This window comes from Streptomyces sp. NPDC050548, assembly GCF_044457385.1.
Taxonomy (GTDB): domain Bacteria; phylum Actinomycetota; class Actinomycetes; order Streptomycetales; family Streptomycetaceae; genus Streptomyces.
Window position 1 is genome coordinate 44,356 of sequence record NZ_JBITGV010000014.1, and the last position, 13,908, is coordinate 58,263.

A 13,908-nucleotide genomic window follows, 5' to 3' on the forward strand; every position below is an offset into this window, starting at 1 on the left:
CCTTTGGCCTTCAGGGGCGCGGGGAACCGCGCACGTTCCAGGCCCCACCCGAGCCAACAGGAAAGGGCCCGGTCTCCTCCATGGAGACCGGGCCCTTTCCTCACACCAGTGGTGCTTACGCCTTACGGAGGCGGAACACCAGCGACAGACCTTCATCCGTGAACGGGTCGCCGTACGCGTCGTCCGCCTCGCCCTGGGCGAAGTCCGTGGCCAACACCTCGTCGGCGATGAGAGCCGCGTGCTCGGCCAGCGCGGAGATGACCTCAGGGTCCGTCGACGTCCAGCGGAGCGCGATCCGGTCGGCCACGTCGAGGCCGCTGTTCTTGCGGGCCTCCTGGATCAGCCGGATCGCGTCACGGGCCAGGCCCGCCTGCCGCAGCTTCTCCGTGATCTCCAGGTCGAGCGCGACCGTCGCCCCCGAGTCGGAGGCCACGGACCAGCCCTCGCGCGGGGTCTCTGTGATGATCACCTCATCCGGAGCCAGCGTGATGGTCTCGCCGTCCACCTCGACGGTCGCCGTGCCCTCGCGCAGGGCCAGGGACAGCGCGGCCGCGTCGGCGTTCGCGACGGCCTTCGCCACATCCTGGACGCGCTTGCCGAACCGCTTGCCCAGGGCGCGGAAGTTGGCCTTCGCCGTGGTGTCGACCAGCGAGCCGCCGACCTCGCTCAGCGAGGCGAGCCCCTCGACGTTCAGCTCCTCCGTGATCTGCGCGTGCAACTCGCGGTCCAGGGCGGCGAAGCCCGTCGCCGCGATCAGCGCGCGGGACAGCGGCTGGCGCGTCTTGACGCCCGACTCCGCGCGCGTGGCCCGGCCCAGCTCCACCAGGCGCCGTACGAGGACCATCTGCTGGGACAGCTCGGGGTCGATGACGGACAGGTCCGCCTCCGGCCACGAGGAGAGGTGGACCGACTCGGGGGCGCCCGGGGTCACCGGGACGATCAGGTCCTGCCAGACCCGCTCGGTGATGAACGGGGTCAGCGGGGCCATCAGCTTGGTGACCGTCTCGACGACCTCGTGCAGGGTGCGCAGCGCGGCCTTGTCGCCCTGCCAGAAGCGGCGACGGGAGCGGCGGACGTACCAGTTGGAGAGGTCGTCGACGAACGCCGACAGGAGCTTGCCGGCGCGCTGGGTGTCGTAGGACTCCAGAGCCTGTGTCACCTGGTCGGTGAGCGCGTGGAGTTCGGACAGCAGCCAGCGGTCCAGGACCGGGCGGTCGGCCGGGGCCGGGTCCGCCGCGCTCGGTGCCCAGTCGGACGTGCGCGCGTACAGGGCCTGGAAGGCGACCGTGTTCCAGTACGTCAGGAGCGTCTTGCGGACGACCTCCTGGATGGTGCCGTGGCCCACCCGGCGTGCCGCCCACGGGGAGCCGCCCGCCGCCATGAACCACCGCACCGCGTCGGCCCCGTGCTGGTCCATCAGCGGGATCGGCTGCAGGATGTTGCCCAGGTGCTTGGACATCTTGCGGCCGTCCTCGGCGAGGATGTGGCCGAGGCACACCACGTTCTCGTACGACGACTTGTCGAAGACCAGGGTGCCGACGGCCATCAGCGTGTAGAACCAGCCGCGGGTCTGGTCGATCGCCTCGGAGATGAACTGAGCCGGGTAGCGGGACTCGAACATCTCCTTGTTCTTGTACGGGTAGCCCCACTGCGCGAACGGCATCGAACCCGAGTCGTACCAGGCGTCGATGACCTCCGGCACGCGCGTGGCCGTCTCCCCGCACTGGGGGCAGGCGAAGGTGACCGCGTCGATGAACGGGCGGTGCGGGTCGAGGCCCGACTGGTCGGTGCCGGTCAGCTCGGTCAGCTCCGCGCGGGAGCCGACGACCGTGAGGTGGTCGTCCGCACAGCGCCAGATCGGCAGCGGGGTGCCCCAGTAGCGGCTGCGGGACAGCGCCCAGTCGATGTTGTTGTTCAGCCAGTCGCCGTACCGGCCGTGCTTGACGGTGTCCGGGAACCAGTTGGTGTTCTCGTTCTCCTGGAGGAGACGGTCCTTGACGGCCGTGGTGCGGATGTACCAGGAGGGCTGCGCGTAGTAGAGCAGCGCGGTGTGGCAGCGCCAGCAGTGCGGGTAACTGTGCTCGTACGGCACGTGCTTGAGGAGCAGACCGCGGTCCTTCAGGTCCTCGGTGAGCTTTTCGTCGGCCTTCTTGAAGAAGACACCGCCCACGAGCGGGACGTCCTCGGCGAACGTGCCGTTCGGACGGACCGGGTTCACGACCGGCAGGCCGTACGCGCGGCAGACCTTGAGGTCCTCCTCGCCGAAGGCGGGGGACTGGTGGACCAGACCCGTACCGTCCTCGGTCGTCACGTACTCCGCGTTCACCACGTAGTGGGCCGGCTCCGGGAACTCCACGAGCTCGAACGGACGTTGATACGTCCAGCGCTCCATCTCGGTGCCGGTGAAGGTCTCACCGGTGGTCTCCCAGCCCTCGCCGAGGGCCTTGGCGAGCAGCGGTTCGGCGACGACGAGCTGCTCCTCGCCGTTCGTCGCGACGACGTAGGTGACCCCGGGATGGGCGGCGACGGCCGTGTTGGACACCAGCGTCCAGGGCGTCGTCGTCCACACCAGGAGCGCGGCACGGCCGGCCAGCGGACCGGAGGTGAGCGGGAAACGGACGTACACGGAGGGGTCGACGACCGTCTCGTAGCCCTGCGCCAGCTCGTGGTCCGAGAGGCCCGTCTGGTCGCGTGGGCACCAGGGGGCGACGCGGTAGTCCTGGACCAGCAGGCCCTTGTTGAAGATCTCCTTGAGGGACCACCAGACCGACTCGATGTACTCCGGGTCCATGGTCCGGTAGGCGTCGTCGAGGTCGACCCAGTACCCCATGCGGGTCGTCAGCTCGGTGAAGGCGTCGGTGTGACGGGTCACGGACTCACGGCACTTGGCGTTGAACTCGGCGATGCCGTACGCCTCGATGTCCTGCTTGTCGGTGAAGCCCAGCTCCTTCTCGACCGCCAGCTCCACCGGGAGGCCGTGGCAGTCCCAGCCGGCCTTGCGGCCCACGTGGTAGCCGCGCATGGTCCGGAAGCGGGGGAAGACGTCCTTGAAGACGCGCGCCTCGATGTGGTGGGCGCCCGGCATGCCGTTGGCCGTGGGCGGGCCCTCGTAGAACACCCACTCGGGGCGCCCCTCGGACTGGTCCAGGGTCTTGGCGAAGATCTTCTGCTCGCGCCAGAAGTCGAGCACGGCGTGCTCCAGCGCGGGCAGGTCGACCTGGGCGGGCACCTGGCGGTACGTCGGCGTTGTCATCAGCGAGCTTCCTCCGGCGGACTTTCTGCCTTCCGTCCGGAGGGACGAGAGCTACGACTTTCCGTACGCCGTGTGCGGCGCGCTCCCGCGGTACCACCCTCCTTGGCTCCCCGGTGCACCCTGCGCACCAGTGAGCCCCCTCATTGGGGTCGCGATACCGGGTCTACTCGCCACGGCCGGTCGGCTGCGGCTTTCTTCCGGCGGCTCCGGGGTGATCTTCACGTCGCGCTCGCCCCCGGGCTTCCACCGTCCCCGGGTCGCTCTGGGCTGCGTACGCCGCTACTCGTCCCCATCCACGCTTCTCGCTCCGCCCAGTGTACGGGCCCGCGCCGACAGCGGCCGACCGGTTTTGCGGGGGCCTCGGCGGGTGCTTCGCGCGGAGGCTTCTCGGCCTGCCGTATGACTCGAATGGCGCTGAACGCGCGTTCGAGGTTCGGGGTGTCCGGCTCGGCGGATTACCCGGCGGGGAGCTGGGCACAACGCTTGAAGGCTCGCCGCGCGGGGCCGGAAGGGTGGACGAATCGGGCGGCGTGCCCCGTTGCCGCGGGACTCAAGTCGATTTATCGTCCCAGCACGATTCGCGTGCGTGATCACAAAATGTGAAGGGGCCGCGGCCATGGTGGCGAAGAAGACCGCAACGAAGAAGACCGCGGCGAAGAAGGCGGTCGCTACGAGGGCGGCTTCTTCGAAGAAGACGACCGCGGCGAAGAAGACGACCGCATCGGAGAAGGCGACCGCATCGGAGAAGGCGACCGGCTCGAAGAAGACGACGGTGAAGAGAACGGCCGCGAAGGCGACGGCTGTGGATGCGAAGAAGACGGCTCCGAAGAAGACGGCATCGAAAAAGGCGGCTGTGAAGAAGACGGCAGCCCCGAAGGCGGCCGTCGCCCTGAACGAGTCCCCGAAGGGCACCGCGACCAGGACGGCCACGAGGTCGGCCGCGAAGAAGCCGACTGAGAAGAAGTCGGCCGCGAAGCCGACGGCCAAGTCGGCGGCGACCGCCAGGACGACGACGAACAGCGCGAAGCGCACGAAGAGTGCGGCCAAGAAGGCAATGGCGGGCGCGGCGCGGGCCGCGGAGCAGACGGGAGCCACGACGGTGGTTGCGAAGAAGACTCCTGGTACGGCCACGGCGGCGAAGACACCCGTTCCCAAGGCGCGGCTCGCCGCGGCGGCCGGGCCGGGCGAGCTGGCGGTCCGCCCGGGCGAGGACCCCTGGACGCCTCAGGAGGTCGAGGAGGCCCGCACCGAGCTGCTGGCCGACGCCGAGCGGCTGAGCGAGGAGATCACGTCCACCGAGCGGGCCCTCGCCGGTCTGATGCGGGACTCCGGGGACGGTGCCGGCGACGATCAGGCCGACACCGGCACCAAGAACATCACGCGGGAGAGCGAGATGGCGCTGGCCGCCAACGCGCGCGAGATGCTGATCCAGACCGAGCGCGCCCTCGGGAAGCTGGACGCGGGCACCTACGGCCTGTGCGAGAACTGCGGCAACCCTATCGGCAAGGCGCGCATGCAGGCCTTCCCGCGGGCCACCCTGTGCGTCGAGTGCAAGCAGAAGCAGGAGCGCCGGTACTGAGCGGCGGTACCGAACGCCGGTACCGAACGCCGGTACAGGGGGTGCCGAGAGGTGTGCCGTACCCTCTTCCTCAGTCAGGTACCTAGGTTCGAGGGACTCACGTGGCAGAGGCGGAGCGCATCATCGGTACGCCGGATACCCCAGAGGCGGCGGGGGCCGAGCCGGAGCGGGACGAGAGCGTGCGCCCCAGGGGCAGGCGCCGGATCGCGGTGCTGTTCGCGGTGGCCGCGTTCGCGTACACCCTCGACCTGGTGAGCAAGCTGCTCGTGGTGGCCAAGCTGGAGCACCACGCGCCGATCGAGGTCTTCGGGGACTGGCTGGAGTTCCACGCGATCCGCAACCCCGGCGCGGCCTTCGGGTTCGGCGCGGCCTTCACGGTCATCTTCACGATGATCGCCGCCGCCGTGATCGTGGTGATCGCCCGGCTGGCCCGCAAGCTCTACAGCCTGCCCTGGGCGATCGCGCTCGGGCTGCTGCTGGGCGGCGCGCTCGGCAACCTCACCGACCGGATCTTCCGCTCGCCCGGCATCTTCCAGGGCGAGGTCGTCGACTTCATCGCGCCCAAGGGCTTCGCCGTCTTCAACCTCGCCGACTCGGCGATCGTCTGCGGCGGCATCCTGATCGTGCTGCTCTCCTTCCGCGGCCTCGACCCGGACGGCACGGTCCACAAGGACTGAACGCGGATCACCGAGGCCTGCGCGCACGGGATCGGGTAAGGCGGTGTCGGACCCGTCCGGCATACTCGACCGAGTGAGCACAGTTCCCGAGATCCGAAACCTGCCCGTGCCCGACGGCCTGGAGGGCGAGCGCGTCGACGCCGCCATCTCCCGGATGTTCGGTTTCTCCCGTACGAAGGCCGCCGAGCTGGCCTCGGCGGGGAAGGTCACGGTCGACGGCTCGGTGGTCGGGAAGTCCGAGCGGGTGCACGGCGGGGCCTGGCTTGAGGTCGAGATGCCGCAGGCGCCCGCGCCCGTGCAGATCGTCGCCGAGCCGGTCGAGGGCATGGAGATCGTCTACGACGACGACGATGTGATCGTGATCGTGAAGCCGGTCGGCGTCGCCGCCCACCCCAGCCCCGGCTGGACCGGGACCACGGTCATCGGTGGACTGGCCGCCGCCGGATACCGCATCTCCACCTCCGGTGCCGCCGAGCGCCAGGGCATCGTGCACCGCCTTGACGTGGGCACCTCCGGCCTGATGGTGGTCGCGAAGTCGGAGCGCGCGTACACCTCGTTGAAGCGCCAGTTCAAGGAGCGCACGGTCGACAAGCGCTACCACACGCTGGTCCAGGGTCACCCCGACCCGACCAGCGGCACCATCGACGCCCCCATCGGCCGCCACCCGAACCACGACTACAAGTGGGCGGTCACCGCCGAGGGCAAGCCGTCCGTCACGCACTACGACCTCATCGAGGCGTTCCGCGCGGCCTCGCTGCTCGATGTGAAGCTGGAGACCGGCCGCACCCACCAGATCCGCGTGCACATGGCAGCCCACCGCCACCCGTGCGTGGGCGACCTGACGTACGGCGCCGACCCGACGCTCGCCAAGCGGCTGCGCCTGACCCGCCAGTGGCTGCACGCCGTACGGCTCGGCTTCGAGCACCCCGCCGACGGCCAGTGGGTCGAGTTCGAGAGCGGCTACCCGGACGACCTCCAGCAGGCCCTGGACCTGGTGCGCGAGGAGACGTACGCATGAGTCCGACGCCGTACGCGGTGCGCGTCGCCGAGGACCCGGCCGACCGTGAGGCCTGCTTCGCGGTGCGCAAGGAGGTCTTCGTCGTCGAGCAGGGCGTGCCCCAGGAGCTTGAGTACGACGAGTACGACGCCGTAGCGACGCATGTGCTCGCCGTGCGGGAGGACGGGCTGCCGTTGGGCACCGGGCGGTTGCTGTACGGCGAGGTGGCCGCGGCGAAGTCCGACGGCGATCTCACCGTGGGTTCCCTGGGGCGGCTGGCCGTCGCGAAGGAGTCGCGGGGGCTCGGGGTCGGAGTCGCGCTGGTGCGGGCCATCGAGGACGCGGCACGCGCGCGTGGGCTGGCCGCCGTCGACCTGCACGCGCAGACACACGCGCTGGGGTTCTACGAACGGCTCGGCTACGAGGTGTACGGCCCGGAGTTCGCCGACGCCGGCATCCCGCACCGGGCGATGCGGCGCGCCCTGTGACGGAAGGGCGTCGAAAGAGCTGGTGAGCCGGGCGGCGTGGCAGGCTGGGGCGACCGCTGTATGAACGTCGAGATCCCGCCGGAGCCCTGACCGTGGATCAATTGGCCCTGCTTTTCGTCCTGTTGCTCGGGGCCGTGGTGAGTGTCCCGCTGGGGGACCGGTTCGGTCTGCCGGCGCCGGTGCTCATGACGCTTCTCGGGATGGCCCTCGCGATCGCCGACTTCGTGCCGAACGTGAACGTCCCGCCCGAGCTGATCCTGCCCCTGCTGCTGCCACCGCTGCTGTACGCGGCCGTACGGCGCACGTCCTGGCGGCAGTTCACCGCCAACATCCGGCCCATCTTCCTGCTGGCCGTGGCGCTGGTGTTCGTCACCACCCTCGCCGTGGCCGCCGTCGCGAGCGCGATCGTGCCCGGGCTGCCGATCGCCGCCGCCGTGGCGCTCGGCGCGCTGGTGGCGCCGCCCGACCCGGTCGCCGCGACCGCCGTCGCCGGCCAACTCGGGCTGCCGCGGCGGCTGGTGTCGATCCTGGAGGGCGAGGGCCTCTTCAACGACGTCACGGCCATCGTGCTGTACCACGTGGCGATCGCCGCGGCCGTCAGTGGTTCCTTCCACTTCTGGCGCGCCGGGCTCGACTTCGTGCTGTCCGCCGTCGTCGCCGTGGCGGTCGGACTGGCCCTGGGCTGGGCCGCGAACAAGCTGATGTCGGCGCTCGACGACGCCACGCTGCAGATCGGACTCACCCTCCTGGTGCCGTACGCCTCGTACGTCCTGGCCGACGAACTGCACGGCTCCGGGGTGCTCGCCGTGCTCACCACCGCGCTGTTCCTCGCCGAGTACGCCCTCGGCGCCGACGACGTGCTGACCCGGCTCGCCGGGGCGACCGTGTGGGACGTGGTGGACACGCTGGTCACCGGGGTCGCGTTCGGGCTCATCGGGCTGGAACTGCACAACGCGATCCGTACGGCGTCCGGGCGGTGGGGCGAGATGCTCGGCTGGGCCGGCGCGATCGTCGGCGTGGTCGTGGTCGTACGGCTGGCGTGGCTCCTGCCGGCGACCTGGCTGACCAAACGGCTGCACGCCAAGCGGGACTACGACGAGGAGATCCCGACGTCGTGGCGGGAGACCGTGATCATGTGGTGGGCGGGGATGCGGGGCGTGGCGTCGGTCGCGTTGGCCCTGGCGATCCCGCTCACGATGGACGACGGGTCGGCGTTTCCCGACCGGGACGAGATCGTGTTCATCGCGTTCGGCGTGATCATGGCGACGCTGGTGATCCAGGGGCTCACGCTGCCGTGGCTGGTGAAGCGGCTCGGGGTGCGGGCCGACACCGACAGCGAGAAGGCGTTCGAGAAGGAGCTGGCGGTGCGGGCGGCGAAGGCCGCGAAGCGGCGGCTGCGGGAGATCGAGGACGTGGAGGAGCTGCCCGAGGAGGTGTCCGAGCAGTTGCTGCGGCGGGCGTTCGACATCGGGGTGCGGATCTCTCCCGAGGTGGGGGACGGGGAGCGGCGGGAGGCGTACGAGAAGCGGGTCAAGCGCGTGAAGCGGATGCGGCGGATCCAGGGGGAGATGATGAGCGCGGCGCGGCACGAGGTGCTGGCGGCGCGGAGTGAGCCGGGGGCGGATCCGGAGATCGTGGACCGGGTGCTGCGGCATCTCGACGTGCGTAGTCTGCGGTGAGTCTCCCACCCGCGCACCGCCCGTTCACCGTCGGCTGGAGGGTGGACGTCTCCCGTGGGGGCCGGGCGCCGTCGGCGGCTGCGCGTACGTTCTGGTCATGGCTCGTAACGTCGTAATCAGTGGCGGGGAGCGGGGCGTACGGCGCGGCCAAGGCCGCGTTGCATCCGTACGCCCATGATCTGGCCCGGGATCTCGGGCCGGAGATCGCGGAGGCCCGGCGGGAGTGGATGATCCGCGACACGTCGGCCGGTCGGGCCGGGGCACCTGGGGATGTCGCCGGGACGCTGCGCTGGCTTGCCTCGTCGGCCGCGGGGCATGTCACTTGGCAGGTGATTCAGGTCAACGGCGGGGCGGAGCGGGGGCGTTGAGGGGGCCGACTCAAGTGTTGAAGCGTCCCGACGCCAACCGCTCAGGGGCGCGGGGAACTGCGCGACCCGCCCCCACCGGGCCCGAGCCGACCACGTACCGATCCCCGGTCCGTCACCCCCCCCCCCCCCCCGGCGGCTCATGAGCCGCCCGCCCCGAACTCCCGTTGGGTGACGTGTCCTCGCCCGGTATCGGTGCTGCGTCCGCCGTGTTGACGCGGGGGAGGGCGTACGGGTGTTCCACGTACAGCCAGCGGATCATCTGTTCGCGGACCGTGACCCGTACCGTCCAGATGTCGTCCGCGTCCTTCGCCGTGACCAGGGCCCGTACCTCCATGGTGTTGGGGGTGGTGTCGGTGACGACCAGGCCGTAGCTGCGGCCGTCCCAGGCGGGGCAGGCGCGGAGGATTTCGCGGAGCTGTTCGCGCATCGCGTCGACGGGGGCCGAGTGGTCGACCTGGAAGTAGACGATGCCGGTCATCTGCGGGGTGCCGCGCGACCAGTTCTCGAACGGCTTGGACGTGAAGTACGACACCGGCATGGTGATCCGGCGCTCGTCCCAGGTCCGTACCGTGAGGAAGGTCAGCGTGATCTCCTCGATCGTGCCCCACTCGCCGTCCACCACCACGGTGTCGCCGATGCGGACCATGTCGCCGAAGGCGATCTGCAGTCCCGCGAAGAGGTTGGCGAGCGTGGACTGCGCGGCGACACCGGCGACGATGCCGAGGACGCCGGCCGAGGCCAGCAGCGAGGCGCCGGCTGCGCGCATCGCGGGGAAGGTGAGCAGCATCGCGGCGACCGCCACGACCCCGACGATCGCCGCCACCACCCGCGTGATCAGCGTCACCTGGGTCCGGACCCGGCGGACCCGGGCCGCGTCGCGGGAGGCGCGGGCGTAGCGCGCGTACGACGACTCGACGATCGCCGCGGCGACCCGGATCATCAGCCAGGCGGTGGCGCCGATCAGCACCAGGGTCAGGGCCTGGCCGATGCCGACCCGGTGTTCCTCAAGGAGTTGCGCCTGGTCGTAGGAGCCTCTGAGAAAGGCTGCGCAGAGCAGTAGTTGGTAGGGGACGCGGCCTCGGCGCAGCAGACCCCACAGCGTGGTGTCGTCGTGCCGGGCGTCCGCCTTGCGCAGCAGCAGGTCGGTGACCCAGCCGATGAGCAGCGTGAGGACGACGGAGCCGCCGATGACGATCAGCGGGCGCAGTACGTTCTCCATGTGTCCGACCGTACTGGCACGATGGCTTCATGAACATCATGCTCTTCCACTCGACGTACGGACTCCGGCCGGCGGTCCGCGAGGCCGCCGACCGGCTGCGCGCCGCGGGCCACGAGGTGTGGACGCCGGACCTCTTCGAGGGGCAGACGTTCGAGACGGTCGAGGAGGGCATGGCCTTCAACGACGGGATCGGCAAGGACGAGCTGCTGAAGCGGGCCGTGCTGGCCGCCGCTCCCTACTCCGAGCGCGGGCTCGTCTACGCCGGGTTCTCGCTCGGTGCCTCCGTCGCCCAGACCCTCGCCCTCGGCGATGAGAAGGCCCGCGGGCTGCTGCTTCTGCACGGCACCTCGGACATCGCCGCCACCGCCTCCGTGGACGATCTGCCGGTCCAGCTGCATGTCGCCGAGCCGGACCAGTTCGAGACCGACGACTGGCTCAGCTCGTGGTATCTGCAGATGGGCAGGGCGGGTGCGGATGTGGAGATCTACCGGTACGCCGGAGCCGGTCACCTGTACACCGACCCCGGCCTGCCCGACTACGACGAGGAGGCCGCCGAGGCCACCTGGCGGGTGGCGCTCGCCTTCCTCGACAGCCTGTAGCGGCTGCCTACCGGGTCAGCACTTCTTGGGCGGGTTGACCAGCGACATGAAGTGCCCGGACCACACCCAGGACGTCGGCTTGGCGTCGTAGAGCCTGTACCACATCGCCCCCGAAGGGGTGTTGGTGGTCGAGCACTGGATCCGCAGGGTCGTGCCCGCCGCCTCCGTGCGGAACCGCGTCGACGAGGACGTGGGCTGGGAATATATGGGAGAGCTCTCGGCCGTGACGAGGTTGACATACTGCGGCGCCGCCGCGGCCGTGTTCTCCAGGGCCTGGGCGGACGTCGACGTGAGCCCGGCGAAAGCCAGGGCGGCCGTGAGCACTGCGGTCTTTGTCAAAACACCTTGGGGGGTGGCCACTTGACTCCAATCGTGGTCGATCTTGACGAGTTGCAATGAACACAGCGGGGCCTAGACCACTCCAACTGTTTTGCGGCTACACGGGGTTGTAGGTCCGCTCCACCTTCTGCGTGCCGCTGCGCGTGCGGTACGACCGCTCCCAGGCCGAGGTCGCGGTGGGCGAGGTGCGGTCGGACAGGACGTAGTAGTCCATCTGCGCCCGGTCGGCGGTGATGTCGAGGACGCCGTAGCCGTGGCGGTCCGTGTCGACCCAGTGGACGTGCCGGTTGGCGAGCTGGATGAGCGGGGCGGCGAGCGCGGAGACCGTGCCCTCGGGCACCTTCACCATGTCGTCGAGGTTGTCGGAGGTCACCGAGGTGATCACGAACTCCGTTGCGGCGGACGGCGAGAGCGGGTAGGTGCCGGCGTCCACCGGCACGTCGTTGGCCCAGGACATGTGGATGTCGCCGGTGAGGAAGACCGTGTTGCCGATCGCGTTCGCGCGCAGATGGGCGAGGAGTTCACGGCGGTCGTCGGTGTAGCCGTCCCACTGGTCGGTGTTGACGCCGATGCCGTCCTGCGGCAGGTCCAGCAGCTTGGCGAGCGGTTTGAGCAGGTCGGCGGTGAGTGAGCCGATGACGAACGGCGCGATCATCACCGAGTTGCCGACCAGCCGCCACTTGGTGTCCGACGCCTTCAACCCGGCCTTCAGCCAGTCGAGTTGGGCGCGACCCGTGATCGTACGGTCCGGGTCGTCGACCGAACCGCTGCCCGAACTCGCCTGCTGCGAACGGAAGGAGCGCAGGTCGAGGAGGGAGAGGTCCGCCAGTCTGCCGAAGCGCAGGCGGCGGTAGGTGGTGCCCGCGATGGCCGGGCGGACCGGCATCCACTCGAAGTACGCCTGTTTCGCGGCGGCTTGGCGTGCCGTCCAGGTGCCCTCGGCGCCCTCGGTGTGGTTGACCGCGCCGCCCGACCAGGCGTTGTCGGCGAGCTCGTGGTCGTCCCAGATCGCGATCACCGGCGCCTTGCTGTGCAGCGCCTGGAGGTCGGGGTCCGTCTTGTACCTGCCGTGCCGGGTGCGGTAGTCGGCGAGCGTGACGATCTCGTTCAGCGGAGCGTGCGGCCGTACGACCGTGCCGCGCGTCCCGTACTCGCCGGACTTGTACTCGTAGATGTAGTCGCCCAGGTGCAGCCAGGCGTCGAGGTCGTTGCGGTTCGCGAGGTGGCGGTACGAGGAGAAGTAGCCCGCCTCCCAGTTGGCGCAGGTGACGACGCCGAAGCGGAGGCCGGACACGTCGGCGTCCGCCGCCGGCGCGGTGCGGGTGCGCGCCGCCGGGGAGTCGGTGCCGCCGGCCGAGAAGCGGAACCAGTAGTCGGTGGCCGGGGCCAGGCCTCGGATGTCGGCCTTGACGGTGTGGTCGGAGGCGGCGGTCGCGGTGAGCGAGCCCCTGGAGACGACGGTGGTGAACGCCTTGTCGGTGGCGACGGTCCAGCTCACCTCGGTGTCCGGGCCGAGCCCGGAACCCGGGACCGCCTCGGCGGTGGGTGTCACCCGGGTCCACAGCAGGACTCCGTCCGGGAGCGGGTCCCCGGAGGCGACCCCATGGAGGAAGGCGGGGGTGTCGGTGGCGGCCCCGGCGGGCAGCGCGGCGATCAGTGGGCCGGCCAGGACGGCGGTGGCGGCCGCGGCCTTGACGACCGTACGGCGGCGCGGGGAGGGCGAGTTGGCGCCCTCGGGTGCTCTGTATCGACTGGTCACGAGCGACCAGGTTACTGACCGGTATTAACGAGAGCGGGCGAACTCGTGAAAGTTCGCCCGCTCTTCCACCGGCCGTTGGTTCAGCCCTTCAGGGCCGCGTCCACCACCCTGTTGAAGTCGGCCACCGTCATGGGCGCGTTGCCCGCGCTGTCGGCGGTCAGCATCTTGCCGTCCATGACGAAGCTCGGAGTGCCCGTCACGCCGTCCTTGTTGGTGTCGAAGGTCTTCGACATGGCCATCGCCCAGGCGTCGTAGGTGCCCTTCTTGACCGCGGTCTGGAACTTCGTGTTGTTCTTCAGCGCGGAGACCGTGTCGGCGACCTTGATGAGGTAGCTGTCGTCCTTGAACTTGTCGGTCGTCTCGTCCGGGTGGTACTTCGTCGAGTACAGCGCGGACTTGTACTCCAGGAACGCGGTGGGGCTGACGTTCAGCGCGGCGCCCAGGGCGCTCAGCGCGTTCTTGGAGCCGACGCCGTTGTCCTTGTTGTCGATGAACGTGCCACCGATGTACTGGATCTTGAACTTGCCGTCGTCGATGTCCTTGATGACGGTCGAGCCGACGGTCTGCTCGAACTGGGCGCAGACGGGGCAGCGCGGGTCCTCGTACTCCTTGAGGGTCTTCTTGGCCGTCGACTTGCCGATGACGACCGTCGTGCCCTTGGTGCCCGTGGTGTTGGCCGGGGCGGTGACCTTGGCGTCCTTCAGGCCCTCCCAGTAGCTGGGCTTGTTGCTCTGCACGACGGCATAGCCGATGCCGCCGGCTATCGCGAGGACGCCGACGACCGAACCGGCGACTATGAGCTGCCGCTTGACCTTCGCCCGCTTGGCCTGGCGCTCGCGCTCGGCGCGCAGCCGCTCACGGGCCGCCGTCTTCGCCGCCGCGCTGTTCCGCTTGCTCATGGTGGTGATCTCCATCAGGGACGCGCACAGGGTGTGCGCGGAATACGTATGG

Annotated in this window: 11 protein-coding genes and 1 pseudogene; 7 read left to right on the forward strand and 5 right to left on the reverse strand. The window is 69.9% G+C overall.

Going from position 1 to position 13,908, the window contains the following annotated elements; all coding sequences use genetic code 11:
- Window positions 1-115: 115 nt before the first annotated feature.
- Entirely contained in the window at window positions 116-3,253 is a 3,138-nt protein-coding gene (gene ileS / locus ACIBJH_RS32675; protein WP_399120517.1) for an isoleucine--tRNA ligase, read from the reverse strand.
- A gap of 616 nt (window positions 3,254-3,869) precedes the next feature.
- On the opposite strand from ileS, the gene ACIBJH_RS32680 reads away from it, so the two are divergent.
- From ACIBJH_RS32680 to ACIBJH_RS32705, 6 genes and pseudogenes are all read left to right on the forward strand, one after another.
- Window positions 3,870-4,832, forward strand: a complete 963-nt coding sequence (locus ACIBJH_RS32680) for a TraR/DksA family transcriptional regulator (RefSeq protein WP_399120518.1) — start codon at window positions 3,870-3,872, stop codon at window positions 4,830-4,832.
- Between the two features lie 101 nt (window positions 4,833-4,933).
- On the forward strand, window positions 4,934-5,509 hold the full coding sequence (lspA, locus tag ACIBJH_RS32685) for a signal peptidase II (RefSeq protein ID WP_399120519.1): 576 nt from the start codon (window positions 4,934-4,936) through the stop codon (window positions 5,507-5,509).
- Between the two features lie 73 nt (window positions 5,510-5,582).
- Window positions 5,583-6,527, forward strand: coding sequence for an RluA family pseudouridine synthase (locus ACIBJH_RS32690; RefSeq protein WP_026178396.1), 945 nt, complete (start codon window positions 5,583-5,585; stop codon window positions 6,525-6,527).
- A complete protein-coding gene (locus tag ACIBJH_RS32695) occupies window positions 6,524-6,994 on the forward strand; it encodes a GNAT family N-acetyltransferase (RefSeq protein ID WP_399120520.1) in 471 nt (156 codons plus the stop codon). Before ACIBJH_RS32690 ends, ACIBJH_RS32695 begins: the two co-directional genes overlap by 4 nt.
- Before the next feature lie 92 nt (window positions 6,995-7,086).
- Window positions 7,087-8,673, forward strand: coding sequence for a Na+/H+ antiporter (locus ACIBJH_RS32700; protein WP_399120521.1), 1,587 nt, complete (start codon window positions 7,087-7,089; stop codon window positions 8,671-8,673).
- Between the two features lie 122 nt (window positions 8,674-8,795).
- A pseudogene (locus ACIBJH_RS32705) lies at window positions 8,796-9,041 on the forward strand (oxidoreductase); the annotation flags it as partial.
- A gap of 112 nt (window positions 9,042-9,153) precedes the next feature.
- On the opposite strand, the gene ACIBJH_RS32710 reads toward ACIBJH_RS32705, so the two are convergent.
- Window positions 9,154-10,260, reverse strand: a complete 1,107-nt coding sequence (locus ACIBJH_RS32710; protein WP_399120522.1) for a mechanosensitive ion channel family protein — start codon at window positions 10,258-10,260, stop codon at window positions 9,154-9,156.
- Window positions 10,261-10,289: 29 nt separating this feature from the next.
- Between ACIBJH_RS32710 and ACIBJH_RS32715 the strand changes: the two genes are divergently transcribed.
- Window positions 10,290-10,859: a dienelactone hydrolase family protein gene (locus ACIBJH_RS32715; protein ID WP_399120523.1), complete on the forward strand. Its 570-nt coding sequence runs from the start codon at window positions 10,290-10,292 to the stop codon at window positions 10,857-10,859.
- Window positions 10,860-10,874: 15 nt separating this feature from the next.
- Here the strand turns inward: ACIBJH_RS32715 and ACIBJH_RS32720 are convergent, their stop codons facing one another.
- The 3 genes from ACIBJH_RS32720 to ACIBJH_RS32730 all read right to left on the reverse strand — a co-directional run bounded on the left by ACIBJH_RS32720 (window position 10,875) and on the right by ACIBJH_RS32730 (window position 13,856).
- Entirely contained in the window at window positions 10,875-11,198 is a 324-nt protein-coding gene (locus tag ACIBJH_RS32720) for a hypothetical protein (protein WP_399120524.1), read from the reverse strand.
- Window positions 11,199-11,295: 97 nt separating this feature from the next.
- Entirely contained in the window at window positions 11,296-12,957 is a 1,662-nt protein-coding gene (locus tag ACIBJH_RS32725; RefSeq protein ID WP_399120525.1) for an alkaline phosphatase D family protein, read from the reverse strand.
- Window positions 12,958-13,037: 80 nt separating this feature from the next.
- Window positions 13,038-13,856 (reverse strand): thioredoxin domain-containing protein, encoded by an 819-nt coding sequence (locus tag ACIBJH_RS32730; RefSeq protein ID WP_399120526.1) that lies wholly within the window; start codon window positions 13,854-13,856, stop codon window positions 13,038-13,040.
- Between the last annotated feature and the right edge of the window lie 52 nt (window positions 13,857-13,908).

Coding starts and splice junctions, on each gene's coding strand:
- ileS (WP_399120517.1), bottom strand. CDS start 3,253: ATGACAACGCCGACGTACCGCCAGGTGCCCGCCCAGGTCGACCTGCCC.
- ACIBJH_RS32680 (WP_399120518.1), top strand. CDS start 3,870: ATGGTGGCGAAGAAGACCGCAACGAAGAAGACCGCGGCGAAGAAGGCG.
- ACIBJH_RS32695 (WP_399120520.1), top strand. CDS start 6,524: ATGAGTCCGACGCCGTACGCGGTGCGCGTCGCCGAGGACCCGGCCGAC.
- ACIBJH_RS32710 (WP_399120522.1), bottom strand. CDS start 10,260: ATGGAGAACGTACTGCGCCCGCTGATCGTCATCGGCGGCTCCGTCGTC.
- ACIBJH_RS32715 (WP_399120523.1), top strand. CDS start 10,290: ATGAACATCATGCTCTTCCACTCGACGTACGGACTCCGGCCGGCGGTC.
- ACIBJH_RS32730 (WP_399120526.1), bottom strand. CDS start 13,856: ATGAGCAAGCGGAACAGCGCGGCGGCGAAGACGGCGGCCCGTGAGCGG.